The sequence below is a fragment of the Streptomyces sp. NPDC059003 genome, from assembly GCF_042740445.1.
GTDB lineage: Bacteria > Actinomycetota > Actinomycetes > Streptomycetales > Streptomycetaceae > Streptomyces.
The window spans coordinates 1-26,840 of the sequence record NZ_JBHYJH010000140.1 but is presented as its reverse complement, the minus strand read 5'-3'; the positions used below and the strand labels follow the sequence as shown (position 1 = coordinate 26,840).

Annotated in this window: 25 protein-coding genes; 10 read left to right on the top strand and 15 right to left on the bottom strand. The window is 73.4% G+C overall.

Going from position 1 to position 26,840, the window contains the following annotated elements:
• Window positions 1–128: 128 nt before the first annotated feature.
• From ACFWZ5_RS34680 to ACFWZ5_RS34650, 7 genes are all read right to left on the bottom strand, one after another.
• A complete protein-coding gene (locus ACFWZ5_RS34680; protein WP_384796952.1) occupies window positions 129–1,118 on the bottom strand; it encodes a zinc-dependent alcohol dehydrogenase family protein in 990 nt (329 codons plus the stop codon).
• Window positions 1,115–1,945 carry a carbohydrate ABC transporter permease gene (locus tag ACFWZ5_RS34675; RefSeq protein ID WP_384796949.1) on the bottom strand — a complete coding sequence of 277 codons (831 nt, stop codon included), beginning with the start codon at window positions 1,943–1,945 and terminating at the stop codon, window positions 1,115–1,117. The genes ACFWZ5_RS34680 and ACFWZ5_RS34675 overlap by 4 nt, the downstream gene beginning before the upstream one ends.
• Window positions 1,942–2,892: a carbohydrate ABC transporter permease gene (locus ACFWZ5_RS34670; protein ID WP_384796946.1), complete on the bottom strand. Its 951-nt coding sequence runs from the start codon at window positions 2,890–2,892 to the stop codon at window positions 1,942–1,944. Before ACFWZ5_RS34670 ends, ACFWZ5_RS34675 begins: the two co-directional genes overlap by 4 nt.
• Window positions 2,889–4,259 (bottom strand): ABC transporter substrate-binding protein, encoded by a 1,371-nt coding sequence (locus ACFWZ5_RS34665; protein WP_384796943.1) that lies wholly within the window; start codon window positions 4,257–4,259, stop codon window positions 2,889–2,891. The genes ACFWZ5_RS34670 and ACFWZ5_RS34665 overlap by 4 nt, the downstream gene beginning before the upstream one ends.
• Before the next feature lie 111 nt (window positions 4,260–4,370).
• Window positions 4,371–5,132, bottom strand: coding sequence for a DeoR/GlpR family DNA-binding transcription regulator (locus tag ACFWZ5_RS34660; protein ID WP_384796940.1), 762 nt, complete (start codon window positions 5,130–5,132; stop codon window positions 4,371–4,373).
• A 283-nt stretch (window positions 5,133–5,415) separates the two neighbouring features.
• Window positions 5,416–6,675 carry an alpha/beta hydrolase family protein gene (locus ACFWZ5_RS34655; protein WP_384796937.1) on the bottom strand — a complete coding sequence of 420 codons (1,260 nt, stop codon included), beginning with the start codon at window positions 6,673–6,675 and terminating at the stop codon, window positions 5,416–5,418.
• 130 nt (window positions 6,676–6,805) lie between these two features.
• Complete coding sequence (locus ACFWZ5_RS34650) at window positions 6,806–7,615, bottom strand: NAD-dependent epimerase/dehydratase family protein (RefSeq protein WP_384796934.1); 810 nt, start codon at window positions 7,613–7,615, stop codon at window positions 6,806–6,808.
• A 225-nt stretch (window positions 7,616–7,840) separates the two neighbouring features.
• Between ACFWZ5_RS34650 and ACFWZ5_RS34645 the strand changes: the two genes are divergently transcribed.
• Genes ACFWZ5_RS34645 through ACFWZ5_RS34635 form a run of 3 tightly spaced genes read left to right on the top strand, consistent with a single transcriptional unit; the run spans window position 7,841 to window position 11,345 of the window.
• The gene (locus tag ACFWZ5_RS34645; RefSeq protein ID WP_384796931.1) at window positions 7,841–8,791 is read left to right on the top strand and encodes a 5-dehydro-4-deoxyglucarate dehydratase; all 951 of its coding nucleotides are present in this window, start codon (window positions 7,841–7,843) and stop codon (window positions 8,789–8,791) included.
• Window positions 8,788–9,999: a hypothetical protein gene (locus ACFWZ5_RS34640; RefSeq protein ID WP_384796928.1), complete on the top strand. Its 1,212-nt coding sequence runs from the start codon at window positions 8,788–8,790 to the stop codon at window positions 9,997–9,999. The genes ACFWZ5_RS34645 and ACFWZ5_RS34640 overlap by 4 nt, the downstream gene beginning before the upstream one ends.
• Window positions 9,999–11,345 (top strand): S28 family serine protease, encoded by a 1,347-nt coding sequence (locus ACFWZ5_RS34635; protein ID WP_384796925.1) that lies wholly within the window; start codon window positions 9,999–10,001, stop codon window positions 11,343–11,345. The genes ACFWZ5_RS34640 and ACFWZ5_RS34635 overlap by 1 nt, the downstream gene beginning before the upstream one ends.
• On the opposite strand, the gene ACFWZ5_RS34630 is transcribed toward ACFWZ5_RS34635, so the two are convergent.
• Window positions 11,320–12,528, bottom strand: a complete 1,209-nt coding sequence (locus ACFWZ5_RS34630) for an MFS transporter (protein WP_384796921.1) — start codon at window positions 12,526–12,528, stop codon at window positions 11,320–11,322. The two genes, ACFWZ5_RS34635 and ACFWZ5_RS34630, sit on opposite strands and share 26 nt — an antisense overlap.
• A 128-nt stretch (window positions 12,529–12,656) precedes the next feature.
• Here ACFWZ5_RS34630 and ACFWZ5_RS34625 point away from each other — a divergent pair, with 128 nt between their 5' ends.
• Window positions 12,657–13,253, top strand: coding sequence for a TIGR03086 family metal-binding protein (locus ACFWZ5_RS34625; protein ID WP_384796918.1), 597 nt, complete (start codon window positions 12,657–12,659; stop codon window positions 13,251–13,253).
• 86 nt (window positions 13,254–13,339) lie between these two features.
• On the opposite strand, the gene ACFWZ5_RS34620 is transcribed toward ACFWZ5_RS34625, so the two are convergent.
• The 5 genes from ACFWZ5_RS34620 to ACFWZ5_RS34600 form a co-directional block, all read right to left on the bottom strand.
• Window positions 13,340–14,788, bottom strand: coding sequence for a peptidoglycan D,D-transpeptidase FtsI family protein (locus ACFWZ5_RS34620; RefSeq protein ID WP_384796915.1), 1,449 nt, complete (start codon window positions 14,786–14,788; stop codon window positions 13,340–13,342).
• Between the two features lie 63 nt (window positions 14,789–14,851).
• A complete protein-coding gene (locus ACFWZ5_RS34615) occupies window positions 14,852–15,520 on the bottom strand; it encodes a response regulator (RefSeq protein WP_384796912.1) in 669 nt (222 codons plus the stop codon).
• A gap of 33 nt (window positions 15,521–15,553) precedes the next feature.
• Complete coding sequence (locus tag ACFWZ5_RS34610; RefSeq protein ID WP_384796909.1) at window positions 15,554–16,831, bottom strand: sensor histidine kinase; 1,278 nt, start codon at window positions 16,829–16,831, stop codon at window positions 15,554–15,556.
• On the bottom strand, window positions 16,828–17,832 hold the full coding sequence (locus ACFWZ5_RS34605; RefSeq protein ID WP_384796906.1) for a hypothetical protein: 1,005 nt from the start codon (window positions 17,830–17,832) through the stop codon (window positions 16,828–16,830). Before ACFWZ5_RS34605 ends, ACFWZ5_RS34610 begins: the two co-directional genes overlap by 4 nt.
• Window positions 17,833–17,980: 148 nt before the next feature.
• Window positions 17,981–18,754 carry an IclR family transcriptional regulator gene (locus ACFWZ5_RS34600; protein ID WP_384796902.1) on the bottom strand — a complete coding sequence of 258 codons (774 nt, stop codon included), beginning with the start codon at window positions 18,752–18,754 and terminating at the stop codon, window positions 17,981–17,983.
• A gap of 151 nt (window positions 18,755–18,905) precedes the next feature.
• On the opposite strand from ACFWZ5_RS34600, the gene ACFWZ5_RS34595 reads away from it, so the two are divergent.
• Both ACFWZ5_RS34595 and ACFWZ5_RS34590 read left to right on the top strand, forming a co-directional pair.
• Window positions 18,906–20,435 carry an aldehyde dehydrogenase (NADP(+)) gene (locus ACFWZ5_RS34595; protein WP_384796899.1) on the top strand — a complete coding sequence of 510 codons (1,530 nt, stop codon included), beginning with the start codon at window positions 18,906–18,908 and terminating at the stop codon, window positions 20,433–20,435.
• Window positions 20,436–20,457: 22 nt separating this feature from the next.
• A complete protein-coding gene (locus tag ACFWZ5_RS34590) occupies window positions 20,458–21,084 on the top strand; it encodes a DUF1349 domain-containing protein (protein WP_384796955.1) in 627 nt (208 codons plus the stop codon).
• 17 nt (window positions 21,085–21,101) lie between these two features.
• Here ACFWZ5_RS34590 and ACFWZ5_RS34585 read toward each other — a convergent pair whose 3' ends face one another.
• Complete coding sequence (locus tag ACFWZ5_RS34585) at window positions 21,102–22,247, bottom strand: Gfo/Idh/MocA family protein (RefSeq protein ID WP_384796896.1); 1,146 nt, start codon at window positions 22,245–22,247, stop codon at window positions 21,102–21,104.
• A 63-nt stretch (window positions 22,248–22,310) separates the two neighbouring features.
• Here ACFWZ5_RS34585 and ACFWZ5_RS34580 point away from each other — a divergent pair, with 63 nt between their 5' ends.
• The 3 genes from ACFWZ5_RS34580 (at window position 22,311) to ACFWZ5_RS34570 (ending at window position 25,012) form a co-directional block, all read left to right on the top strand.
• Window positions 22,311–22,694, top strand: coding sequence for a winged helix-turn-helix transcriptional regulator (locus ACFWZ5_RS34580; protein ID WP_384796893.1), 384 nt, complete (start codon window positions 22,311–22,313; stop codon window positions 22,692–22,694).
• 337 nt (window positions 22,695–23,031) lie between these two features.
• A complete protein-coding gene (locus ACFWZ5_RS34575; protein WP_384796890.1) occupies window positions 23,032–23,763 on the top strand; it encodes a DsbA family oxidoreductase in 732 nt (243 codons plus the stop codon).
• A gap of 109 nt (window positions 23,764–23,872) precedes the next feature.
• Complete coding sequence (locus tag ACFWZ5_RS34570) at window positions 23,873–25,012, top strand: aminotransferase class V-fold PLP-dependent enzyme (RefSeq protein ID WP_384796887.1); 1,140 nt, start codon at window positions 23,873–23,875, stop codon at window positions 25,010–25,012.
• A gap of 41 nt (window positions 25,013–25,053) precedes the next feature.
• Here ACFWZ5_RS34570 and ACFWZ5_RS34565 read toward each other — a convergent pair whose 3' ends face one another.
• Window positions 25,054–25,593, bottom strand: a complete 540-nt coding sequence (locus ACFWZ5_RS34565) for a MarR family winged helix-turn-helix transcriptional regulator (protein WP_384796884.1) — start codon at window positions 25,591–25,593, stop codon at window positions 25,054–25,056.
• A gap of 140 nt (window positions 25,594–25,733) precedes the next feature.
• Here ACFWZ5_RS34565 and ACFWZ5_RS34560 point away from each other — a divergent pair, with 140 nt between their 5' ends.
• A complete protein-coding gene (locus tag ACFWZ5_RS34560) occupies window positions 25,734–26,795 on the top strand; it encodes an alkene reductase (protein WP_384796881.1) in 1,062 nt (353 codons plus the stop codon).
• Window positions 26,796–26,840 lie beyond the last annotated feature (45 nt).

Sequence of the window (26,840 nt, the reverse complement as noted above, 5' to 3'; positions counted from 1 at the left end):
TGCGGCAAGGTTTTAGCCCGTCCGGCGTTTGAGGACGAGGCGCGGAGCGCCGATGAGGGCGGGGTGCCAGGGGCGGCAGCCCCTGGTTTCGGTGAAGGGGCGGGACTGGGGCGCTCCGCGAGGGACCCCTACGGCACCACCAAGATCTTCCGTCCCTCGCCCGCCGCGAACATGCCCAGGGCCTCCGGATAGTGGGCCAGCGGCACGCGGTCGCTGATGAAGACGTCGGGGTCGAGCACCCCGCCGGCGAAGAGCTCCGCGGCCCTCTCGTAGCTGTGCAGGACGGCCATCGACCCGGTGATGGTGAGCTCCTGGTTGTAGATGCGGTAGGGATCGACGGTGACGCGCGCGGCGTAGTCGGCGACGCCGAACTGGAGGAACGTGCCCGCCTTGGCGACCCGCCCGAGCCCGTCCTGGATGGCGGCCGCGTTGCCCGTCGCGTCGATGACGACGTCCCAGCCCTGGGGGCGGTCGAGCGCGTCGGCGTAGGCGGCGGAGCCGGTGACGCCCAGGCGGACGGCGGTGGCGAGCCGGTCGCGGTTGACGTCGACCACGTCGACGCTCGCCGCCCCGGTGCGCTTGGCGAGCTCCACCATCATCAGCCCCATCGTCCCGGACCCGTAGACGAGGACGTGCGCGCCGAGCCGGGTGCGCAGCACGTCGTAGCCGCGCACCGCGCAGGACAGCGGCTCGATGAGGGCGGCGTCCTGGGTGCGGACGTGGTCGGGGAGGCGGACGCAGTTGGCGACGGGGGCGACGGCGTACTGGGCGGCGCCCCCGGCCCTCGTCACCCCGATCGCGGCCCAGCGCTCGCAGAGGTTGTTGTGGCCGGTGCGGCAGTAGCGGCACTCGTAGCAGTAGAGGGAGGGGTCGACGCCGACGCGGTCACCCACCCGCAGCTCGGTGACCTCGGCGCCGAGCCCCACCACCTCCCCGGCGAACTCGTGCCCCGGCACGACCGGCAGGGTCGGCGCGAACTCGCCCTGGAGGATGTGCAGATCGGTCCCGCACAGGCCGCACGCGGCGACCTCGACGACGACGTCCCGCGGCCCGGGCGTGGGGTCGGGCACCTCGCCGACCACCGCGGTGCCGACGGACTCGATGATGGCGGCCTTCACTTGACGGCTCCCAATGACAGGCCCTGGACCAGCTTGTCCTGGGCGGCGAACCCCGCGGCGAGCACCGGCAGGGAGATGACGAGCGACGCGGCGCACACCTTCGCGAGGAACAGGCCCTGGCTGGTGATGAAGCCGGTGAGGAAGACGGGCGCGGTCTGGGCGACGACGCCGGTGAGCACCCGGGCGAAGAGCAGTTCGTTCCAGCTGAAGATGAAGCAGATCAGGGCGGTCGCGGCGATGCCGGGCAGCGCGATGGGGGCGATGACGCGGGTGAGGACGGTGGGCAGGCGCGCGCCGTCGATCCGGGCCGCCTCGATGACGGCCACCGGCACCTCGGACAGGAACGACTGCATCATCCAGACGGCGATCGGCAGGTTCATCGACGTGTAGAGGATGACCAGGAGCCAGATGTTGTCGAGGAAGTGCGTGTTCTTCGCGAAGAGGTAGATCGGCAGGAGGCCAGCCACCACCGGCAGCATCTTCGTGGAGAGGAAGAAGAAGAGGACGTCCGTCCACTTGCGGACGGGGCGGATCGACAGGGCGTACGCGGCGGGGAGCGCGAGCAGCAGCACCAGGAGCGTCGAGGCCGTCGACGCCACCAGGGAGTTGATCAGCGACGGCCAGGGGCTCGCGCCGCCGCCCGCGCCGAAGAAGTCGCGGTAGCCGTCCAGGGTGAGGGAGGCCGCGAGCGAGGGCGGGTTGGTCGCGGCGTCCTCCTCGGAGTGGAAGGACGTCAGGGCCATCCAGGCGAGGGGCAGGAAGAAGACGATCCCGGCGAGCCAGGCGGCGAGGCCGAGGCCGAGCTTCCGGGTGCGTACGGCGTTCATGCGCGGGACGCCTCCTCGCGGAACAGGGACGACACCACGCGCAGCGCGAAGGTCGCGATGAGGATCGAGCCGATGACGACGAGGACGCCCGCGGCGGACGCGAGGCCGTTCTCGTGGGCCTGGTAGAAGCTCTGGTACACGGTGTACGGCAGGTTCGCGGTGCCCAGGCCGCCGGAGGTGATCGTGAAGACGGCGTCGAAGTTCTGCACGATGTAGATCGAGCCGAGCAGGGCGCCGAGTTCGAGGTAGCGGCGCAGATGCGGCAGCGTGAGATGGCGGAACACCTGCCAGTCGTTCGCGCCGTCCATGCGGGCCGCCTCGATCAGTTCGGTGTCGCGGCTCTGCAGCCCCGCGAGCAGGATCAGCATCATGAAGGGCGTCCACTGCCAGATCAGGGACAGCTCGACGGCGAGCAGCGGGGTGTTCGAGATCCAGTCGGGCTGGGCGGCGCCGTCGCCGCCGACCCAGTGCAGGACGCCGTTGAACAGGCCGTACTCGGGGTTGTAGAGCACGTGCTTCCACAGCAGGGCCGCCGCCACCGGCACCAGCAGGAACGGGGCGATCAGGAGCGTGCGCACGACGCCGCGGCCGGGGAACCTCCGGTCGAGCAGCAGGGCGAGGCCGAGCCCGATGACGAGGCTCGCGAGGACGACCGTCGCGGTGAGGACGATCGTCGTGAGGACGGACTTGCGCAGGTCGGGGTCCGTCAACACCTCCTCGTAGTTGGCGAGGCCGGTGAAGCTGCGGGCCTGCGGGTAGAGCGCGTTCCAGTCGAAGAAGGAGATCACCAGGGTGGCCACGAACGGCAGTTGGGTCACGGCGATCATGAAGACGAGGGCCGGGAGCAGGGGCGCCCGGGTGGCCCAGACGCGCAGCCGGGCCGTGCGGCGCGACGCGGCCGTGGGCACGCGCGCGTGGGTGAGGGGTGGGCTCGTGGTGGCGGTCATCGTCCCTCGTACTCCTCGGAGATCTTCTCGGCGAGCCGCTGGGCCCGCTCCAGGGCCGAGGCGACGGAGGTGCGTCCGGCGATGGCGGCGCTGATCTCCTGCGAGACCTTGGTGCCGAGGTCGGTGAACTCGGGTATGCCGACGAACTGGATGCCCGGCGCGGGCCGCGGCTGCAGGCCAGGGTCGCGCGGCCGGGCACCGGCGATCGCGGCGCGCGTGACGCCCTGGAAGGCGGCCGCCTCCTTGCGGTAGCGGGGGTTGTCGTACGTGGAGGCGCGCTTGCCCGCGGGCACGTTGGCCCAGCCGGTCTTCTCGCCGACCAGCTCCTCGTACTCCTTGCTCGACGCCCAGGAGATGAACTTCCAGGCCTTGTCGGGGTTCCGGGAGGCCTTCTGCAGGCCCCAGGCCCAGGTGTAGAGCCAGCCGGAGCTCGGGGTCCGCGCCACCGGTGCCGCCACGTAGCCGATCCTGCCTTTGACGGGCGACTTGGCGGACTCCAGGGAGCCCGCGGCGGCCGTGGCGTCGTACCACATGGCGGTCTTGCCCTGGGTGAGGTTGTTGAGGCACTCCGCGTACCCGGACTGGGCGGCGCCGGCCTGTCCGTGCTTGCGCACCAGGTCTACGTAGAAGCGGGTTGCCTTTTCAAACTCGGGGGAGTCAAGGCGTGCCTTCCAGTCCTTGTCGAACCACGTGCCGCCGAAGGTGTTCACGACGGTCGTCAGGGGTGCCATGACCTCGCCCCAGCCGGGGAGGCCGCGCAGACAGATGCCGTTCATGCCCTTCTCGGCGCCGTCGACCTTCGCCGCGAGGTCCGCGACCTGCCGCCAGGTGGGGCGCGCGGGCATGGTCAGACCGGCCTTCCTGAACACGTCCTTGCGGTACATCAGGAACGACGACTCGCCGTAGAACGGCTCTCCGTAGAGCTTGCCGTTCTCGCCGGTGAGGGACTGGCGCATCGGCGGCAGGATGTCGTCCTGGTCGAAGGCCCGGTCCTTGCGCGCGTAGCCGCCGAGCTCGCGCAGCCAGCCGTTCCTCGCGTAGATCGGTATCTCGTAGTTGCTGAGCGTCGCCACGTCGTACTGGCCCGCCTGGTTGGCGAAGTCCTGGCTGATCTTGTCGCGGACGTCGTTCTCGGGCAGCACGGTGAAGTTCACCTCGATGCCCGTCTCCTTGGTGAAGTGGGCGGCGGTGAGCTTCTGCAACTCCATCATCTGCGGGTTGTTGACCATCAGTACGTTGATGGCGTCGCCGCCGGAACCGGTCCCGCCCGCGCCGGCCCAGCAGCCGGAGAGCGGCGGGGCGAGCAGCGTCCCTGCGGCGGCCGCGGCGAGCAGGTGCCGCGGCCTCCGTCGGCTCTGGGTTCGCATGAATCGCTCCTGGATGAAAGGGGATATATGGGGTGCCGTGGGGCGTGCGGAACCGCGGAGGGTGAGCGGGGGCGTTCAGCTGCGTTCAGGCGGCAGGGCGAGCGGGGCTGTTCAGACGCGGATGACCTGCGGTCCGAGGAGCGCGTAGCGGTGGGCCTCGGACGCGGACAGGCGGGTGCTCGTGACGATGGCCTCCAGGTCGCCGACGCCCGCGAACCGGCAGAAGCTGCTCGCCCCGAACTTGGTGTGCACGCCCGTGAACACGGCTCTGCGCGAGGCGCGCAGGGCCTGCGCCTTGACCTCGCTGACCGCGGGGTCGGGCGTGGTGAGCCCGTGCTCGCGCGAGATGCCGTTGGCGCCGATGAAGGCGAGGTCGATGACGAAGCCCGCCAGCATGCGGGTCGTCCAGTGGTCGACGGTGGCGAGGGTGCCGGCGCGGACCCGGCCGCCGAGCAGCAGCACGGTGATGTGCTCGGCCGTGGCGAGGGTGCCCGCCGTGGCGAGCGACGCGGTGACGACGGTCAGCTCGCGGCCCCGCGGCAGGGCCTCGGCGATCAGCTGCGGGGTGAACCCCTCGTCGATGAACACGGTCTCGGCGTCGCCGAGCAGCTCGGCCGCGGCGGCGGCGACCCGGCGCTTCTCCGGCACGTGCATCGTCGTGCGGAAGGCGAGGGTCGTCTCGAAGCCCGAGCTCTCCACGGGATAGGCGCCGCCGTGGGTGCGCCGGACCAGGCCGTGGTCCTCCAGGGCGCGCAGGTCGCGGCGCACGGTCTCCTTGGCGACGCCCAGCTCGGCGGCGAGCTCGCCGACGTCAACGGACCCCGAGCGGCGGGCCGTGCGCACGATCTGGCGCTGACGTTCCTCCGCCGACATCGCGCCACCTCTTCCCCTGGGTGTGATCCCGGGCGCCGCCCCGGGCCTGACCGCGTGGCCCGTTCGGGCCCGTGGGGAAGTTCTACAGCGCGGGCTCGGGGCTGACCAGGCCGGGAGCCCGCCCGATGCTGCCCGTTTGTGACCGCTTGGCCCGGGCGTGGCCTGCGGAGCGGGCGGCGGGCGTGCCCGTTCGTGGTGCGGACGGTGCCCGTTTGCCGCCCGCACCGGGAGTCGGGGTCAGGGTTCGGGCCAGGTGCGGATCAGGGTTTCGGCCGGATCCGGATCAGGGCTGGTGGAATCCCACCTCCGGGTTGCCGGGCGTCGGGCCTTCGAGCAGCGGGCTGTCGATGCCGCGCAGGTGCCGGTCGTAGAAGGCGCCGATGTAGGCGCGGGTGATCTGCTCGGCGCGGCGGCCGGAGATCGGGGCCTCGGGGTCGTCCACGCCGAGCTGCTGGAGCACGACGGGCGCGTCGGTGAACGTGAAGTGCCCGGACCCGGCGACCGTCAGCCAGCGCTTCCAGCCGTCGAGGAGCGGCCAGACCTCGCCCCAGTTGTAGGGGCTCTCGGGCTTGGTGGTGAGCTGGGTGCCGAGCATCAGGAAGGGGCGGCCGCGCAGCCCGTCGGGCTTGATCCAGAAGCCGCCGTCCATGTTCATGCCCGCGCTGACCCGCCGGTCGGTGTTCATCAGGGCGGCCGTGGCGGCGCCGCCGATGGAGTGCCCGCCCGCGCCGATCCGCTTGGGGTCGATCATGCGGGAGTACTTCCAGGCCGCCTTGCCGGTCCTGCCTGCCTTACCGGCCATGCCTGCCTTGCTCGCTCGGCCTGCCTCGCCTGCCTCACCCGGCTTGCCAGCCCTGCCGCCGACGAGGCGGTCGAGGACGTACGACAGGTCCTGGGCCCGGTTCTCGGTGATGCGCGGGCCCGGGATCGTCGAGTCCGGGTCGCAGCCGAGGCAGGGCGGGACGCGGCCGCCGCCGAACTCCGCGCCGGCCGCCTCGTGGGCGTGGTCGACCGTCGCCACCACGTAGCCCCGGCTCGCCAGGTCCTCGGCGAGGTGCGTGAGCGTCGAGCGCGGCGCGGTGAAGCCCGGCGAGAGCACGACGAGCGGGAACCTGCCCGGCGCGGCGGGCGCGCCGGTGCGGGCGTAGGTGCGCGTGGAGCTGTAGGCGGCGGGAGAGGCGTCGAGCTGGTAGTGCTTGAGCATCGCGCGGGCGGCCTCGACGGACGTGTACCTGGTGGGGCGCCCGCCCTCGCCGCGCGCCGGGTAGTACAGCGACGCCATCAGCTCCCGCGGCTTGTCGGGGTCCCACAGGTCGCGGCGGCCGGTGTCGACCAGGTGCAGGGTGTCGCGGCCCACGGCGTGCTTGCCGGTGGGACGGGGGAGTTCGGGCCGGGTGGCGGGGGCGTCGGTGGCGGCGGGCCGGTCGGCGGCGGGCGCGGGCGCGGCGACGGCGGCCGTCAGCCCGGTCAGGGGCAGGGCCAGGGACAGCGCGAGGACGGTCGCGGCGGCCCGCACGCGCGCGCCTTTCGTGGTTCTCGTCATGTCAAGTCAGGCTAGGGAAACCCCCGTTGGCGCACGTCGCCCCCCGGTCTGACCCGTGCGGTCCCGCAGTCGTACGAGACCGTCACCTCCAAGGACGAGACGGGATGAGGCCACCGTGGCTCAATGTGGCTCAATACGGCCACACCGGCGGATGCGTGCAGAAGCGGCCGCCCAGGTGCGTGTGGTCGGGGTTGTCCGGGTCGAGCTCGCCGTGCTCGGCGACGAGCTTCTCCGCGAACTGCTCGGAGTCGTCCCGCGGCACGTACCCGAGCGCCCGCGCGGGGTCCAGGTCCCACCACAGACGGGTGTTGGCGGACGAGCCGTACACGACGGTGTGGCCCACGTCCGGCGCGGTGAGCGCCGCGTGGAAGAGCCGGGCGCCGTCGCCGGGCGACATCCACACCGACAGCATCCGCACGTCGGCGGGCTCGGGGAAGCAGGCGCCGATCCGCACGGACACCGTCTCCACGCCGTGCTTGTCCCAGTAGAACTGCGCCAGGTCCTCGCCGAAGGACTTCGACAGGCCGTAGAAGGTGTCCGGGCGGCGCGGCGTGTCGAGCGGGATGAGCGGGTCGTCGCCGACGGGCCGCGGCGTGAAGCCCACCGCGTGGTTGGACGAGGCGAACACGACGCGCGGCACGCCCTCCTCGCGCACCGCCTCGTAGAGGTGGTACGTGCCCTCGATGTTGGCCTTGACGATCTTGTCGAAGGAGGACTCCAGGGAGATGCCCGCGAGGTGCAGGACCGCGTCGACGCCGCGCACCGCCTCGCGCAGCGCGGCCCGGTCGGTGAGGTCCACGGTCAGCGCGCCGGGCTCGCCGTCGACGGGCCGCACGTCGAGCAGCCTGAGGTCATAGCCGTACGCGGGCAGCAGGCCGCGCATCAGGGTGCCGATACCGCCGGCGGCCCCGGTCAGCAGGACGGTGCGGGGAGCGGGCATGCGGCGGTCTCCTCAGGTGGCGCGGTCGCGTCCGTGTTCATGGTTCACATTCATGGACACGCTAGGGAGTGGCGCCCCGCGGAGTCAAGGGGCACGCGGAGGCGTCAACTCCGCCCCTGGGGCGCCAGTTCGTGCGCTTGACCCCGCCGACAGGGGGTCTTAGCGTGATTCTGTTCAGGGATATGGACATGAATCAGAAACGTGCACGCTTGAGTAGGAGAGCCCGTGACGTCAGCTCGCTCAGGTCCCCTCGCCGCCCGGCTCCGCGCCCCCGGCGGGCCGCTGTTCTTCCCGGTCACGCCGTTCGCGGCGGACGGATCCGTGGACGTCGACGTCTTCCGTGCGCATGTGCGCGCGGGCGTGGACGCGGGCGCCGCCGCGGTCTTCGCGTGCTGCGGCACGGGCGAGTTCCACGCGCTCACGCCCGAGGAGTTCCAGCGGTGCGTCGCGGCCGCCGTCGAGGAGGCCGCGGGCCGCGTGCCGGTGGTCGCGGGCGCCGGGTACGGCACCGCGCTCGCCGTGCGCTACGCCCGGCTCGCCGCGGAGGCGGGCGCCGACGGGCTGCTCGCCCTGCCGCCCTACCTGGTGGTGGCGCCCCAGGAGGGCCTGGTCAGGCACTACCGCGAACTCGCCGCGGCCACCGCCCTCGACGTCATCGTCTACCAGCGCGACAACGCCGTGTTCACCCCGGAAACGGCCGTCGAGCTCGCGCGCACGGACGGCGTCATCGGCTTCAAGGACGGGCACGGCGACCTGGACCTGATGCAGCGCGTCGTCAGCGCGGTACGCGCCGAAGTCCCGGGCGACTTCCTCTACTTCAACGGCCTGCCCACCGCCGAGCTGACCGGCCTCGCCTACCGCGGCATCGGCGTGACCCTCTACTCGTCGGCCGTGTTCTGCTTCGCCCCCGACCTCGCGCTCGCCTTCCACCGGGCCCTGAACTCCGGCGCCGACGCCACCGCGAACCGGCTGATCGACGGCTTCTTCCGGCCCTTCGTGGAGCTGCGGAGCGCGGGCAAGGGGTACGCGGTCTCGCTGGTCAAGGCGGGCGTGCGGCTCGGCGGCCTGGACGTCGGCGGGGTGCGCCCGCCGCTCGCCGAGCCCACCGACGACCACGTCAAGCGGCTCGCGGAACTCATCGACCAGGGCCGCGCGCTGCTCGGGGAGAGCGCGTGAAGGCGTCCGCGTTCCTGTACCCCTGGGACGTCGTCGGCGACCCCGAGGCACCCGCCCGCATCGCCGCCCTCGGCGTCCGGCAGGTCACCCTCGCCTCCGCGTACCACTCCACGCGCGCCCTGACGCCCCGCCACCCACGCCACCGCGTCGTCACGGCCGACCACGCGGCGGTCCTGTACGAGCCGGACGACCGCTGGCGGGGCCGGACCCTGCGTCCGTACGCGGCCGGGGACTGGGCGCGCGGCGACGCCTACGGGCAGGCCGCCGAGGCCCTCGCTGCGGCCGGGCTCGACGTCCACACCTGGGTCGTCCTCGCCCACAACTCCCGCCTGGGCGCGGACCACCCGGACACCTCCGTGGTCAACGCCTACGGAGACCGCTACCCGTGGGCCCCCTGCGTCGCGCGGCCCGCCATCCGCGCCTACCTCGTCGACCTCGCCGCCGAGGCCGCCGCACGCCCCGGGGCCGGCGGCACGGAGCTGGAGTCGTGCGGCTGGTACGGCCTCGCGCATCTGCACGCCCACGACAAGACCGCGGGGGTCGGGCTCGGCGAGGCGGGCCAGTACCTGATGTCGCTGTGCTTCTGCGGCGACTGCCGGGCCGGGTACGCGCGGGAGGGCCTGGATCCGGACGAGGTGGCGGCCGCCGTGCGGGGCGCGCTCGAACCCGTGTGGCGCGGTGCGCCGCCCCCGTCCGGCTGGCGGGGCGTCGAGCGGCTCATCGGCGCCGGGACCGCGGCGGCCACCCGCGCCTGGCGGGACCGGGCCGCCCGCACCCTCCAGGAGGCGGCGGTCACCGCGGTGCGGGACGCGGCGCCCGACGGCTTCCAGGTGCTCCTGCACGCGGACCCGGTGTCGTACCACTGCGGCGCGAACGCCGGAGCGGACCCCCGGCACATCCTCTCCGTGGCCGACGGCGTGGTCGTACCCTGCGCGGACGGCCCCGACGCCCTCGCGCCGTTCGCCGCCCACCGGCGCGAACGCACCGTCCTGGCCGCGAACTTCACCGTCGTCGCGGGCATGGGTGGCAGCCCCGGCACGCTCGCCGCCGACGCCGCGCGCGCCCGCGCGCTCGGCGCCACCGAACTGCGCCTTTACCACGCCGGATTGGCCTGTGACGAGGACCTGGCGCAGGTCTCACAAGCCCTGTCGCAGATCAACGGACAACGGTTACCATCCGCGCACCACACGTCCCTGCCGAAGGAGTAATGGTGCGCAACAAGGGGATATCCGCGCTGGTCTGCGCCGGACTCACCGCGGGTGCGGCGGTCGTGGCGACCGCCTCGCCCGCCGCCGCGCAGCCCGGCCCCCGCCCGGCCGCCGCGGCCGACATCCGCGAACAGCTGGAGAAGATACCGGGCATGACGGTCGTCTCCGTCGCGGACAAGGAGGGCCACCCCTTCTACTCGCTGACCTACCGGCAGCCCGTCGACCACCAGCGCCCGAAGGGCGCCACCTTCACCCAGCGCCTGACCCTCTGGCACAAGGCGACGGACAAGCCGACGGTCCTCTACACCGGCGGCTACACGCTGCGCTCCAACACCAGCGCCGTGACCAGTCTGCTCGACGCCAACCAGGTCAGCCTGGAGCACCGCTACTTCCTGGAGTCCCGCCCCTCGGGCGACGCGGGCCGCGACTGGACGAAGATGACCGTCCAGCAGGAGGCCGCCGACGAGCACCGCATCACCCAGGCCCTGCGCACCATCGAGCGGGGCAAGTGGCTCGGCACGGGCGCCAGCAAGGGCGGCATGACGGCCACGTACCACGAGCGCTTCTACCCCGAGGACCTGGACGCGGTCGTCGCGTTCGTGGCGCCCAACGACGCCAACAACAAGGACGACAGCGGCTACGAGCGCTTCTTCAGGACCGTCGGCACCGAGGAGTGCCGCGACGCCCTGAACGCCGTCCAGCGCGAGATGCTGGCGCGCCGCGACACGCTCCTGCCCAAGTTCGAGGCGGACGCGAAGGCGAACGGCCAGACCTTCCACGAGACCCTCGGCACCACCGACCGCGCCTACGAGTTCGCGGTCCTCGACCAGGTGTGGAACTTCTGGCAGTCCGGCACCGCCGCCGACTGCCCGACGGTGCCCGACGCGAAGAAGGCGAGCGACGACGAGCTCTACGACTGGTCCAAGGGGCACGGCCTGAGCGTCTACCACGACGCGGACCTCGGCACCAACAGCACCGGACCCTACTACCGCCAGGCCGCCACCCAGCTCGGCTGGGCCGACCTGAAGTTCAAGCACCTCAAGGGCGTCCGCCACTACCCGGACATCTACCAGCCCAACTCGGTGCTCCCCGCCGCCATGCGCGGCACGTACCACAACGCGACGATCGCCGGAGTGGACCGCTGGGTGAAGACCCGCGGCCAGCGGATGATGTTCATCTACGGCCAGAACGACCCGTGGAGCGCGGAGCAGTTCACGCCGAGCCACCGCGACTCGTACAAGTACGTGGTGCCGGGCGCCAACCACGGCGCGTCCATCGCGAAGCTGCCCGAGCCGCAGCAGTCCCAGGTCATCGCCACCATCAAGCGCTGGGCGAACGTGAAGTAACCCGCTGAGCGGGCGACCTCAGCAGGGGCGCGGCGATCAGCAGCCGCGCCCCCGCGAGGACGGCCAGGACCCACCGGAAGTCGGCGATCTCGACGAGCAGCGCCCCGAGCGCGATCCCGACGGCCGTGGGCGCGAACATCAGCGTGCTCGCGGTCGCCGCCACGCGCCCCACCAGGGCGCCCGGCGTCTCGCGCTGCACCGCGGTCATCCCGGCGACGAGCACACACGGCAGGCCGAGCCCGTTCGCCGCGCTCCCGGCGAGGACGAAGGCGTCCCCCGGCAGCGCGTGCAGCACCGCAGCCAGGGCGGTCAGCGCGATCCCGGCCCCCGCGAACCGCCGTGCCCCCAGACGCCGAAGCAGCGCCCCCGACGCCACGCCCACCACGACGGACCCGGCGCCCTGCACCACGTACAAGGCGCCGGTGTACGCGGGGGAGTGGCCGAGCGCCTCGACGATCGCGTAGACCAGGGCGCCGCTGACGCCCGACGTCAGCATGGTGAGCCCGCCCGCGACGACGAGCCCCCGCAGCCGGGCGCGGGCCCACAGGTGCCGGGCGCCCTCCGCCGTCCGCCGCCGCCACCCGGCGGGGTCACGGACCGGGCGGTCCTCCCGCACCCGCATCAGCGCGAACATGCCCGCCGCCACACCGAAGGTGACCGCGTCGAGCAGCGCGACCCGCGCCCCGCCCCAGGCCGCGTACAGCGCGGCGCCGCCGAGCGGCGCGAGCAGCTTCATGCCCTCGTTCGCCGAGAGCCGCAGGCCGTTGAAGTCGCCGAGCAGGCCCGTGTCGACGGCACCGGCCACCAGGGCCGCCTCCGCCGCGTCCGTGACGACCCCACACGCCCCGTACACCAGGAGCACCGCGAGCAGCAGCCACAGCCACCCCGGCGAGTCCACCAGGAACAGGGCGGGCAGCAGCGCGCCCACGCCCAGGTTCACCGCGACGAGCAGCGGGCGGCGCCGGAAGCGGTCGGCGAGCGTGCCGAGCGGCGGGCCGAGGAGCAGCGGCGCCCACAGGGCGAGGGCACACAGCGCGGCGAGGCCGTCGGAGCCGGTGAGGTCCTTCACCCAGATCCCCGCCACCAGCCACAGCGCGGAGCTCCCGAACCCGGAGACCACCACCGCCCCCAGGCAGAGCCCCGCGTTGCGGTCCCGCAGGACGCGTCCGATTGTCGTTGCCATGGACACCGATGCTGCGGCTAAGGCCCGGCGCCGCGGATCGGGAGGATTCCTCAGCCGCGACCGATGAGTCCGCGCCGCGAGGGCGGTCACCTAAGGCAGGCGCACGACCCCATACGGAGGAGCACCTCATGGCCGACCCCCTGGACCCGAACGCCCTGCTCGACCTCGGTCCGCAGACACGGCTCGTGGCCCGTCTCGCCGACGGCGTCAAGGACGACCAGCTGGCCGGGCCGACGCCCTGCCCCGACTACGCGGTACGGAATCTGCTCGGGCACGTCGTCGGCCTGGCCGGGGCGTTCGCCGACGCCGGGCGCAAACGGCTCGGCGCGACCACGGACAGGAACCCGTCGAGCTCCCTGCCCGACATCGACGACGGCTGGCGGGACGAACTGCCCCGGCGCCTCACCGAGCTCGCGCGGGTGTGGCGGGACCCGGCGGCGTGGACCGGGCAGACCCGGGCGGGCGGCATCGACCTGCCCGGCGAGGTCGCGGGCGTCGTGGCCCTGGACGAACTGGTCGTGCACGGCTGGGACCTGGCCCGCGCCACCGGCCAGGAGTACGCGCCGGACGAGGCGAGCGTGCGGGCGGCGCACGGTCTCCTCGCGGACGCGGGAGAGGGGGAGGGCGGCGGCCTCTTCGGCCCACCGGTACCGATCGCCCCCGACGCCCCGCTCCTGGACCGGGTGATCGCACTGAGCGGCCGCGACCCGCACTGGCGGCCCTGACCGCGGTGCGCCGGGGACGAGCGTAAGGGGCGGGTGGGTGGGAAACCGCCGCGAAGCGGCGAGAGGGCTGCCGCCCCAGGCGAGGGCTACCGCAGGGCGGCCTTCATCATGGCCTGCGCGACGGGGCCGGCCAGGCCATTACCGCTCACTTCGGACCGCGCGGTCTTCGACGACTCGATGATCACAGCGACAGCGACCTCCTTGCCGTCGCTGCCCTTGGCGTACGACGTGAACCAGGCGTACGGCGTCTTCTTGTTCCCCACGCCGTGCTGCGCCGTGCCGGTCTTGCCGCCCACGGTCGCCCCGTCGATCTTCGCGCTGGTCGCCGTGCCCTTCTCGACGACGGTCCGCATCGCCGACTGGAGCTGCTCGGCCGTGGACTCGCTGATCACGCGCTCGGAGCCGGTGCTGTCGTCGAAGTCCCGCAGGACGTTGCCGTCGGAGTCCGTGGTCTTGGAGACCATGTGCGGCGACTTCAGCTCACCGCCGTTGGCGATCGCCGCCGACACCATGGCGATCTGCAGCGGCGTCGCCGTCACGTCGAACTGGCCCATGCCGGTCAGGGCCAGGCTCGACTTGTCCATGCCCTTCGGGTACACGCTCTCCGACGCGCGCACCGGCACGTCCAGCTTGTCGGCGTTGAAGCCGAACTTCTCCGCCTGCGCCCGGAGCTTGTCCTCACCGAGGTCGACGGCGAGCTTGGTGAAGACGTTGTTGCACGACCACTGCAGGGCCGTGCGCAGCGAGGCGTTCTCGCAGGGGGCGGAGCTGATCTCGTTCTTCATGACCGTGCGCGTGCCGGGCAGCGTGTACGGGTTCGGGCTCTTCGTCTTCTCGTCGACCGAGTCGTACAGGCCGTCCTCCAGGGCGGCGGCCGCGACGACCAGCTTGAACGTCGAGCCGGGCGGCAACGGCTGGCGCATCGCGCGGTTCACCATCGGCTTGTCCTCGTCGGACGTCAGCTGCTTCCACGCGTCGCCGTCCGTGGAGCCGCTGATCCGCGACGGGTCGTACGACGGCGTGGAGACCATGCCGAGGATCCTGCCGGTCTTCGGGTCGATGGCGACGGCCGCGCCCTTCTTGTCGCCGAGCGCCTTGAACCCGGCCTTCTGCACGGCCGGGTCGATGGTCGTCAGGACGTCACCGGGGTCGGCGCGCTTGTTCGTCAGCGTGTCGAGCGGGCTCTTCAGACGGGTGTCGGAGCCGTCGAGGAGCTTCTGGTAGATGCCCTCGAGCTGCGTGGCGCCGTACACCTGCGAGCTGTAGCCCGTGACGGCCGAGTACAGCGCGCCGTCCTTGTACGTGCGCTGGTACGCGAGGTCGCCGCTCCTGCTGCGCTTGGAGCCGGTGACGGCGTCCCCGGCCACGATGATGTCGCCCAGCGGGGCGGAGTACTGCGCCATCACCTTGCGCCGGTTCTTCTTGTCGTCCGCGAGTGCCGTCGCGTCGTGGAACTGCACCCAGGTGGCCCGGAGCAGCAGGGCGAGTACCAGGAGCAGCGTGAAGACCGCGGTGTGCCTGATCGTCTTGTTCATCGCCCAGCAGGACGAACGCGGTGGCGGTCTCCGTTCCCTTCTGGCGTGATTGTGGCCGGTTTCTCACGCACTCCTCATGAAGCCCGCCTCGTACGCGGCGATCACCGCCTGGGTGCGGTCCCGCGCGCCGGTCTTCGCGAGCACCGCCGCGACGTGCGTCTTCACCGTCGCCGGGCCCACCTCCATGCGCGCGGCGATCTCCGCGTTGGTGAGCCCGGCCGCCATCAGACGCAGGACCTCGCGCTCGCGCCCGGTGAGCCGGGCCACCCAGGGCGCCGGCGCGGTCGTGGCCCGCGCGTGCTCGGCGGCGAGCGCCCGCACGGCCGAGGGGAAGAGCAGCGAGTCGCTGCGCGCCACCAGGCGCACCGCCCCGACGAGCGCGTCCGCGTCGGCCCGCTTCAGGAGGAACCCGGACGCCCCGGCGCGCAGCGCCTCGTACACGTACGCGTCGTTCTCGAAGGTCGTCACGACCACGATGCGCGGCGGGGCGTCCATGGTCCGCAGGATCTGCTCGGTGGCGCGGATGCCGTCGATCTCCGGCATGCGGACGTCCATGAGGACCACGTCGGGCTTCAGCTCCCGTACGACGGAGACCGCCTCGGCGCCGTCCGCCGCCTCGCCGACGACCTCCAGGTCGGGCTCGGCGGTGAGGATGACGCGCAGCGCGGTGCGCACCATGCGCTCGTCGTCGGCGAGCACGATCCGCAGGGGAGCGGCGGCGGTGTCGGTCACGGGGGTTCCTCCGGGCTTCGGGGCTTCGGGGCTTCAGGGTTTCAGGGGCAGGTGTACGCGCAGTCGCCAGACGCCGTCCGCGGGGCCGGAGTCGGCCGTGCCGCCCAGGAGCCGGGCCCGGTCGGCGATGCCGCGCAGGCCGTGGCCGCCGCCGGGGCGCGGGCCGTGGCCGCCGCCGTGCGGGGTGGGCAGGGGGTTCTCGGTGACCAGGTCGAGCCCGGAGCCGTCGAGGGTGATGCGCAGGGCGGCGGTGGCGTCGGGCCCCGCGTGCTTGAGGACGTTGCTCAGACCCTCCTGCACGATGCGGTACGCCTCGCGGGACACCATCGGCGGCAGCGCGTCCGCGCCCCCGGGGCCGAGGTCCACGGCGGCCTCGACCCGCAGGCCGCCCGCGCGGGTGCGGGCGAGGAGCCCGTCCAGGTCGCCGGCGAGGGTGGGCGCGGGAGCCGTCGAGGCCCGCGCCCCGTCCGCGTCGCCCTCGCGCAGCACGCCGAGGACCGCGTCGAGCTCGCCGACCGTGCGCCGCGTGGTGTCCTCGATGGCGGCGAGCGCCTCGCGGACGAACTCCGGGTCCTGGTCGAGGACGCGCCGCGCGGCGCTCGCCTGGAGCGTGACGGCGCTCAGCGCGTGGCCCACCGAGTCGTGCAGCTCGCGGGCGAGCCGGTTGCGCACGGCGAGGTCGGCGGCGCGCTGCTCGGCGGCGGCGAGCCGGTCGGCGGGCGTGGGCCCGAGCAGCGGCGGCGCCCAGCGCGCGAGCAGGGCGCCCGAGCCCGCGGCGCAGCCGGCGAGCGCGACCAGGGACAGGACGCCCACGACCGGCGCGAGCACGGCGGTCCAGGGGTGGTGCAGGGCCTCGGGGAGCCCGAGCCAGGAGTCTCCCAGGCCCACGAAGGCCGGGATCAGGACCAGGAACGTCGCGAACGGTACGAGCGCGAGCGTCATCCCGCTGATGATCCCGCCGAACCCCAGGTGCAGCGTGTACCAGACGACGGTGCGCCCGCGCGCGGCCCGCGAGCGCGGCGGCCCGTCGGCGAGCGCGTCGTCCGGCACCGAGCACAGGGCCCGCGCGGCGGCCACCGACATGGGCCGGGTCAGCGGGAACAGGGCGGTGATCGCGGCGAGCGGCAACCCGAACGCGAAGGCCACGAGTTGGGCGGCGAACGAGCCGAAGAACCTGTCCTCGCCGAGCATCGGACCGGAGATGATCGAGCCCACGAAGACATACGGCATGGCGAGCGCGCCGCCGAGGACCAGATGGATCCACCGCCGCCGCGCCCGCCGCCCGAACAGGGCCGCCCCGAGCCGCCTCACGCGGCCTCGCCGCGGGCCGCGCGCGCCCTCAGCAGGTGGGCGCCGACGGCGGCCACGAGCACTCCGATGATCATCTGCACAGCGTAGGACAGGAGCATCGCCGCCGTCGGCTGCTCGGTCACGTCGTCCACCGGCCCCAGCGAGGCGAGGAACAGCCACCCGCCCCAGCACGCCGCCGCCCCGGACCCCAGCCAGGCGAGCGCGAGCGGCACCCGCACGGGCAGCCCGCGCCCCCACCGGAAGGCGAGCGTCAGCGCGCCCGCCACGGCCGCCGTGAAGTAGCAGGCCTCCAGGGCCTCAAGGACGTAGAAGTCACTGGTGCGCTCCGCCGCCCGCGCCGCGCCCAGCCCGAGCGTCGACCCGCCCGCCCACAGCAGCCGCAGCGCGACCGGGTACAGCGCGAGCACGGCCGCGGCGACCGCGCACAGCCGGACGGCCGGGCCCGGAGCCGCGAGCCGCTCCACCCGGCCCCGCCACACGTGCCCCCACCGGTCGCGTGCGTACAGCGCGAACAGCAGCCCCAGGCCGATGCCTTGGAGGATGAAGCCGCCGTACACCACGCCGAACACCCACTCGTCGAGGAACGGCTCGCGGCCGGTGTCCTCGGCGCTGTTCACGGACCCGCCGAGGGCCCGCACCGCGAGCTGCGCCGGGAATCCCGCCATGATCGGCCCGAGCAGCCCGGTGGCGGCCCACATCGGCAGCACGAGCAGCCATGCGGGGACGCGGTGCCCCCAGGGCCGGGTGAGGAGCAGCGCGAGCACGATCACGGCCGCGTCCATGAGCACGGTCAGGCTGTTGGCGGCGATCATCACGCCGCGGTGCTCCAGGAGCGAGCTGCCCTCCGGGATCCCGATCCGGCTCCCGGCGATCCAGGCGACCTTCAGGGACAGGTACGGCAGGCAGGAGACGACGGCGACGGCGCGCAGGGCCTGACGGGGCCTGCTGAGGGCGGAAGGCGCGGGCGGGGCGGGAGGGGCGGGGACGAGTGCCTGAGTCATGCCTCCACGCTCCCGCGCGGCCGGGCCCCGCCACCTCCTGCGCGCCGACGAACCGCCTCCGCCGCGCGGGGGAGGCGGCCCGCCCGCGGGTACCGGTCGGAGCCCGTGGGCGCGGGTACCGGTCGGAGCCGGTGGGCGCAGGTACCGGTCAGAGCCTGCGCGTCGCCAGGGTCAGCCGGTCGCGGGCGTCGAACAGGGCGTCCTTGACCATCTGCTCGTGCGCGGGCGTCAGGCGGGCCACCGGCACCGAGCAGCTGATCGCGTCCCGCGCCGGCGTCCGGTAGGGGATGGCCACGCCGAAGCAGCGCAGGCCGAGCGTGTTCTCCTCGCGGTCCACGGCGAAGCCCTGCTCCCGCACCGCGTGCAGCTCCTCGATGAGCTGCTCGCGGTCGGTGATCGTGTTCTCGGTCAGCGACGGCAGGGTCTCCGGGAGCAGCCCCCGCACCTGCTCGTCGGTGTGGGTGGCGAGCAGCGCCTTGCCGAGCGACGTCGAGTGCGCCGGGAGGCGGCGCCCCACGCGGGTGAACGGGCGCAGATAGTGCTGGGACTGGCGCGTCGCCAGGTACACCACGTTGGTCCCGTCGAGCCGGGCCAGGTGGATGGTCTCGGTGGTGTCGTCCGAGAGCCGGTCGAGCGTGGGCCGGGCCGCCGCTACGACCTCGTCGCCGTCGATGTACGACGTGCCGACGAGCAGCGCCCGCACCCCGATGCCGTACCGCGTGCCCGTCGCGTCCGTCTCGATCCAGCCCAGGTCGACCAGGGTGCGGAGCAGCATGTAGAGGCTGGACTTGGGGTAGCCGACGGCCTCCTGCACATCGGCGAGCGAGTGCATTCCGGGGCGGCCCGCGAAGAACTCGAGCAACTCCACCGTCCGCACCGCGGACTTGACCTGTGCGCCCCCGCCCGTCTCGGCACCAGCCATCGCCCTTGACCCCTCACGTCCGACGAGAAATAGTCTCCACTGTCTCCCAGTGATTCATCGACGGAGACGGCGTTCAGCATATCGAACGGCCTTGGTGAGCGGCAGGCAAGCGGCGACGGTCCGCGGCGCGTCAACCCTGGAGGAACCCCCGGTGGCAGCAGCACCAGTCTGGAGCGTCGACCCCCGAACCGGGAAGCGGCGCGAGCAGGTCGCCGTCGAAGCCACCGCCGAGGAGGTCGACCAGGCCGTCACGGCCGCCCACGCCGCGCGCGCCGCCCTGGCCGACCGCGCCACCCGCGCCGCCTTCCTGCGCACGGCGGCCGACCTCCTCGCCGGCACCGAGGACGCCCTGGTGGAGGCGGCGGACGCGGAGACCGCCCTCGGCCCGGTCCGGCTCACCGGCGAACTCGCCCGCACCCGCTACCAGTTGCGGGCCTTCGCGGACCTCGTCGACGAGGGCGCCTACCTGGGCGTCGTCATCGACCACCCCGACGCCACCACCACGCCGCCCACGCCGGACCTGCGCCGCTACAAGATCCCGCTCGGCGTCGTCGCCGTCTACGCCGCGTCCAACTTCCCGTTCGCGTTCTCCGTGCCCGGCGGCGACACCGCGAGCGCCCTCGCCGCGGGCTGCCCCGTGGTCGTCAAGGCCCACCCCGACCACCCGGCCACGTCCGAACTGGTCGCGTCCGTCCTGCGCAGGGCCGCCGCCGAGCACGGCGTCCCGGCGGCGGTCGTCGGCCTCGTGCACGGCTTCGACGCGGGCCTCGACCTGATCCGGCACCCGCTGGTCGCCGCCGCCGGATTCACCGGTTCCGTACGCGGCGGGCGCGCCCTCTTCGACGCGGCGGCCGCCCGGCCCGTGCCGATCCCCTTCCACGGCGAGCTCGGCTCGCTCAACCCGGTGGTCGTCACCGAGGCCGCGGCCGCCGAGCGCGGCGAGGAGATCGGCCGGGGCCTCGCGGGCTCGATGACCCTCGGCGTCGGCCAGTTCTGCGTGAAGCCGGGGCTCGTCCTCGCCCCCGAGGGCGCGGCGGGCGACCGCCTCCTGAAATCCCTCACCGACGCCGTCAGCGACACCGAGCCCGGCGTGCTCCTCGACCACCGCATGCGCGACACCTTCCTCGCCGGAGTCGCCGAGCGCACCGCACTCACGGACGTGACCGCCCCCGTGACGCCCGGCGCGAGCGGCGACCACACCGTCGCCGCCGGATTCCTCACCGTCCCCGCGGCGCGCCTCGCCGCCGACGGCGCCCACGACCTGCTCCTGGAGGAGTGCTTCGGCCCGGTCACCGTCGTCGCCCGCTACGCCGACGCCGCCGAGGTCACCGCCGTGCTCTCCCGCCTCCCCGGCAACCTCACGGCCACCGTGCACCTGTCCGGCGACGAGACGGCGGGCGCGGGCCGCGGCACGGCGCTCATCGCCGAACTCACCCCGCTCGCGGGCCGCGTCCTCGTCAACGCCTGGCCCACCGGCGTGGCCGTCGCCCCCGCCCAGCAGCACGGCGGCCCCTACCCGGCGACCACCAGCACCGCCACGTCCGTCGGCGGCACGGCCGTCGAACGCTGGCTGCGCCCCGTCGCGTACCAGAACACCCCCGAGGCGCTGCTTCCGCCCGAACTCCACGACGCCAATCCGCTGGGACTGCCCCGCCGCTACCGCGGCCGGCTGGAACACTGACGGCATGAACGCCACTGACGGCATGACCGCCAAGGACACCGGCAGCCTCAGCCTGCCCGAACTGCCCTTCCCGCTCAGACCGTACGGCCCCGACGGCGCCTGGACCTACGAGGACGGCGTCCTCACCGGCTGGGCCGGGCCGCGCCAGGACCGCTTCGTGCCGCCCACCGGCGACGCCCTCGACCCCGCGTCCGACGCGCCCCGCCTCCTCGGCGCGCCCGAGGGCGACTTCCAGCTGATCGCCCGTGTCACGGTCGGTTTCGCGGCGGCCTTCGACGCGGGCGTGCTCTACCTCCACGTCGGCGACCGCGCGTGGGCCAAGCTCTGCTTCGAGCGCTCCCCGGACCTGCCGACGATCTGCACGGTCGTCACCCGCGGCCGGTCCGACGACGCCAACGCCTTCGTCGTGGACGGATCGAGCGTCTGGCTGCGGATCAGCCGCACCGGCGCGGCGTTCGCCTTCCACGCGTCGACGGACGGCGCGCACTGGACGTTCGTCCGCATCTTCCAGCTCGGCGAGCCGGACGCGGCGGGCGCGGCGCTCGTCGGCTTCCTCGCGCAGTCCCCGCAGGGCGAGGGCTGCGTGGTGACGTACGACCACATCGAGTACCGCCCCTCCTGGCCGAAGGGTCTGCGCGACGGCTCCTGAGCCGCGCGGGCCCCTGACTACGGCGTGACGCGCGTCCCGGTCGCGGCGGACCGCTCGATCGCGTCGAGCAGCCGCTGCCGCCGGGCGGCGTGCGCGAAGTCCGGCACCAGCCGGGTGCCGTCGCGCAGATCGCGCAGGACGCGGTCGTACTGGACTCCGATGTTGTACGGGACCTCGTCGCGTACGTCGTCGAGCTCCGGTACGTCGAAGTAGCGCGCGGGGACGTCGAGTTCCCGCACCTCGGTCTGCGCGCCCCGGGCGCCGCGCACCGTCAGGCGGGCCTGCTGGAGGTGGCCGTGGTCGCCGCTGACGACCAGGTCGCCGTCCGTGCCGTTGATCTCCCAGTGGAAGTTGGTGCCGCGGGAGAGCCCGCCCCGGAAGTGCGCGGAGGCGACGGCGCCGGATTCCAGGGTGCCGTTCAGGGAGATCTGGTCCGCCACGGTCATGGTGGCGGCCCGCCCCGTCCCCTCCTCGTGCACCGTGCGGCGCCGCGTCGCCGTCGTCGCCGACAGCTCGGCGAACTCCCCGAGCACCATGGTCACCGCGTCGACGGTGTGGCCGAACGGGATCGTGAGCATCGACCCGCCGTTGTCCCGGTCGAGCAGATACGCGCCGCCCGGCTCGAAGGACGGGCCCCACCGGCGCCCGGAGCCGACCAGGCTGGTGGACAGGACCTCGCCCACGAAGCCGTCGGCGACGAGGTCGTGCACGAAGCGCACGGCGGGGGCGGAGCGGGCCTGGAGGCCCGCGAAGGTCCGCGCTCCCGTCTCTGCCTCGGCCCGCGCCGCCGCCGCGGCGAGCTCCTCGGCCTCCGCGAGGCCGTTGCCGAGCGGCCACTCCGACAGGACCGACTTCCCGGCGCCGAGCGCGGCCAGGATCACCTCGCGGTGCAGGGGGACGCGGACGCTGACCACGACGAGGTCCACGTCCGGGTCCGCCACGAGGTCGTGCGTGCTGCCGTAGGCGCGCGGGATGCCGTGCGCGGCGCCCGCCGCGCGCGCCGACTCCGGGCTCGACGCGGCGAGCGCCAGCACGTCGTAGCCCTTCAGGCGGGCCAGGGCCGGGAGGTGGGACTGCGGGGCCCAGCCGCCGCGGGCGGAGAGCCCGACGATGCCGGTCCTGACGGGGGTGTGGTCCGTGGTGTGGTCCGTGGTGTTGTCCATGGCCGGGACCGTAGGCGCCGGGGCCTGATCACCCGCAAGGGCGCTAACTATATTCTGGGAACCATGACTGGTCAGAGCGTTGTTCCCGGGGCGGAGCGGGCGCTGGCGGCGGAGCCGCGGCATGACATCTACGGCCTGCTGTGCCCGGGCCGGGAGATCTTCGAACTGCTCGCCAACAAGTGGACGGGCCTCGCGATCACGGCCCTCGCCGACGGGCCGCGGCGCTTCGGTGAGCTGCGGCGCAAGCTGGAAGGGGTGAGCCCGAAGGTGCTCACGCAGACGCTGCGGCGGCTTGAGGAGTACGGCCTTGTGCGGCGGGAGGTGTTTGCGGAGGTGCCGCCTCGGGTCGAGTACGCCTTGACGCCCCTGGGCAGGGGCGCGCTCGAACCCCTGGCCCACCTGCGCTCGTGGGTGCGCGCGAATGTCCCCCACTTCGGGGGTGGGTGAGCCCCCCCCTGGCGGGGGTCGTTCGCCATGGGCGTCTGCGGGCTCGCACCGCGCTGCGCGCGGTGTTTTCTCTCCCACCCGCCCGCCCGTTTCCACCCTGACTCCCGGCTGGCGCCCCCAGCGGGGGTCACTCGCCATCGGCGTCTGCGGCCCGCCCGGCCCGTTGCGGGGCCCGGTGGGAGGGGGTGCCGTGGCGCGGAGGTGTATGGGTGGGCGGGTGGGTAGAGGCCGCCGCGGTAGCGGCGGGGCGGAGGCAGGGAATGGGGTGGGGGGACGTGGGGTTGTAGTCCAGGAAGCGGAGGTTGGCTCCGTCTTGTTTGATGTGGAGAAGAGTTACATGCGCGTCGAAATCTGGAGCGACATCGCCTGCCCCTGGTGCTACGTGGGGAAGGCCCGCTTCGAGCGCGCCCTCGCGAGCTTCCCGCACCGCGACGCCGTAGAGGTCGTACACCGCTCCTTCGAGCTGGACCCGAACCGCGCCAAGGGCGACACCACCGCCGTGCTCCCGATGCTCGCGGAGAAGTACGGGATGAGCGAGGCCCAGGCCCGCGAGGCGGAGCGCGGCGTCGGCGCGCAGGCCGAGGCCGAGGGGCTGACGTACCGGACCGAGGGCCGCGACCACGGCAACACCTTCGACATGCACCGCCTGCTGCACTTCGCCAAGGCCGAGGGCAAGCAGGACGAGCTGATCGGCCTCCTGTACCGGGCGAACTTCGCCGAGGAGGCGTCCGTCTTCGACGACGAGCCGCGCCTCGTGGACCTCGCGGCCCGGGCGGGCCTCGACCCGGAGGCGGCCCGCGCGGTCCTCGCCGACCCGTCCGCGTACGCCGACGACGTGCGCGCCGACGAGCGCGAGGCCGCCGAGCTCGGCGCGAACGGCGTGCCGTTCTTCGTGCTCGACCGCAAGTACGGCGTCTCCGGCGCCCAGCCCGCCGAGGTGTTCACGCAGGCCCTCGAACAGGCGTGGGGGAGCCGCTCGCCGTTGACGGTGATCTCGGACGACGGGGCGGGCGGCGCGGACGGCGCCGAGGTCTGTGGCCCCGACGGATGCGCGGTGCCGCAGAGCTGACGTCCGACGGGCACAGGCCCTGGTCGGAGGGCATGCCGCAGCAGTGCTTAGAGGTACTGGTCAGTCATGCGCAATGGACCGTGGGGGTGCGAGGCGGCACAGTGATCCCATGGAGACTTCCGGTCAGGGCACGGGCGTCGATCGGCTCGATCAGTCGCCCGTGCGTTCCGAGCTCGAGCTCGTGCGTTCCGAGCTCGTTCGTTCCGAGTTCGCTCCGAAGACCACCTATCTGAACAGCGCGAGCACCGGTCTGCTGCCCGCCCGTGCCGTACGGGCGATGCATGAGGCGGCCCTGTCCGTGGCGGAGGGCCGCCCCGCCGACATGTTCGCGGACGTGGAGGCGGCCCGCGCCGCGTTCGCGCGGCTCGTGGGCGTGCCGGTGAGCCGGGTCGCGGCGGGCGCGTCGGTCGCCGTCTACACCGGCCTGGTCGCCGCGTCACTGCCGGAGGGCGCCGAAGTCCTCACCGCCGAGGGCGACTTCAGCTCGACCGTGAACCCCTTCCACGTACGCGGCGACCTGAAGGTGCGCACCGTGCCGCTGGAGCGGATCGCCGAGTCGGTGCGCCCCGGCACGGCCCTGGTCGCGGTCAGCGCCGCGCAGTCCGCGGACGGCCGCGTCGCCGACCTGCCCGCCATCCGCGCGGCGGCCCGCGCGCACGGCGCGCGCGTCTACCTGGACGTCTCGCAGGCGGTCGGCTGGATGCGGCTCGGCGACCACGTCGCCACCGCCGACTACGCCGCGTCCGTCGCGTTCAAGTGGCTCACCTGCCCGCGCGGCATCGCGTTCTTCGTCGTACCGGAGGAGGCGCAGGACTTCGGCGGCGTACGGCCGCTGCTCGCGGGCTGGGTCGCGGGGGAGCGCCCCTGGGACAGCTGCTACGGCCCGGTCGAGGAACTCGCCCACTCCGCGCGGCGGTTCGACGAGAGCCCGGCCCTGCTCGCGTACGCGGGCGCGCGGCACGCGCTCGACGTGGTCGAGCGCATCGGCGTGGACGCCATCGGCGCGCACGACCTGGCGCTCGCGGACCGCTTCCGCGCCGGGCTCGCCGGGCTCGGCCACGCGCCGGTGCCCGCACCCGGGTCACCCATCGTGTCCGTGCCCGGACTCGGCGCGCGGCAGCCGGAGTTGAGCGCGGCGGGCGTGGAGGTCTCGGACCGCGCGGGCAACCTGCGGGCCGCGTTCCACTTCTACAACACGGAGGCCGACGTGGACCGCCTCCTGGCCGCACTCCCGGCAGCACAGGCCTAGGGTCCCTGCCCCTTGCGCGCCCTCGGGGGGGGGGGGGGGGGCTAGCGCAGGGCTTCCCGTCGGGCCGACTCCGGGCAGTCCGCCGCCTCCGCGCAGAGGTTGGCCTCGACGCGGGCGAGCAGTCGCGCCAGTTCGCGGCGCTCGGCCGTGTCGAGCCCGGCCAGCGTGTGCTCCTCCAGCGTGCCCCAGGCGCGCTCCACCTCGGCCAGCAGGTCGCTGCTCGCGTCCGTCGCCTCGACCAGGACCGCCCGCCGGTCGTCCGGGTCGGGCCGCCGCCGCACGTGCCCGGCCTGCTCCAGGCGCTGGACCATCTTCGTGACCGTCGAGGGGTCGAGGTCGAGCAGCCTGATGAGCTCCGACTGGCGCACCGCGCCGGTGTCCCACAGGTGCATCATCACGAATTCCTGGCCGGGGTAGAGGCCGAGCCCCTTCAGCTGCTTGCCCGCCGTGATGCGGTGCAGCCGGGCGACCCGGCTCACCAGGTGGCTGACGGGACCGCAGCGCGCCGCGCTGGGCAGCCGGTCGTCGCTACACGGGGGGTCGGCCTGCGCGGCCGCCGCGGTGCCTGAGTCGGCCTTCATCGAAACTCCTGCTCATCGGTGCTCGTACGTCTCCCACGAGCGTCTCCTACGAGATTAACTTGGTCGGCCAAGGAATGCGCTACAGTGACTCCCGGTTGAATTACTTGGCCGACCAACTACGTGTGTGCTTTGGAGTCCTCATGACCACCGCATTCGACCCGATCGACCTGTCCGGCGTCTCCCTCGGCAACCGCATCGCCCTGGCGCCGATGACCCGCAGCCGGGCGGGCGAGGGCGGGGTGCCGACCGACCTCGTCGCCGAGTACTACGCACAGCGCGCCACCGCGGGCCTGGTCATCACCGAAGGCGTCCAGCCCTCCGTGGTGGGCCAGGGCTACCCCAGCACCCCGGGCCTGCACAGCGCCGAGCAGGTCGCGGGCTGGCGCAAGGTCACCGACGCCGTGCACGCCAAGGGCGGCACGATCTTCGCCCAGCTCATGCACACCGGCCGCATCGGCCACCCGGTGCTGCTGCCCGACGGCCTCGTCCCCGTCGGCGCGTCCGCGATCACCCCCGAAGGGCAGGTCTACACGGCCGAGGGCCCGAAGGACTACGTGACGCCGCGCGAGCTGACCGGCGCCGAGGTGCGCGAGACCATCGCCGACTTCGTCACCGCGGCCCGCAACGCGGTCGACGCGGGCTTCGACGGCGTCGAGCTGCACGGCGCCAACGGCTATCTGATCCACCAGTTCCTCGCCCCCGGCTCCAACCAGCGCACCGACGAGTGGGGCGGCTCGCCCGAGAACCGCATCCGCTTCGCCGTCGAGGTCGCGAAGGCCGTGGTCGCCGAGATCGGCGCCGCCCGCACCGCCATCCGCCTCTCGCCCGGCAACCCGCTCAACGACATCCACGAGCCCGAGCCGGAGACGACCTACCCGGCCCTGGTCAAGGAGCTGGACGCGCTCGGCCTCGCGTATGTGCACGTCATGGAGGTCGGGCCGATCCGCGAGCTCGTCACCGACCTGCGCAAGAGCTTCAGCGGCGTGTTCATCCTCAACCCGGCGACGGACGGGCCCACGGGCCCCGACGACCTCGCCCTGATCGAGGACGGCACCGCCGACATCGTCTCCTTCGGCTCCCTGTTCCTCGCCAACCCGGACCTGCCGGCCCGCCTGAAGGCCGGCGGCCCGTTCAACGAGCCCGACCGCGCCACGTTCTACGGCGGCGACGCGAAGGGGTACACGGACTACCCGACGCTGTGACCCACGGCGCCCGCGCACGGGTCGGCCCGGCACCTGCCCAGGTGC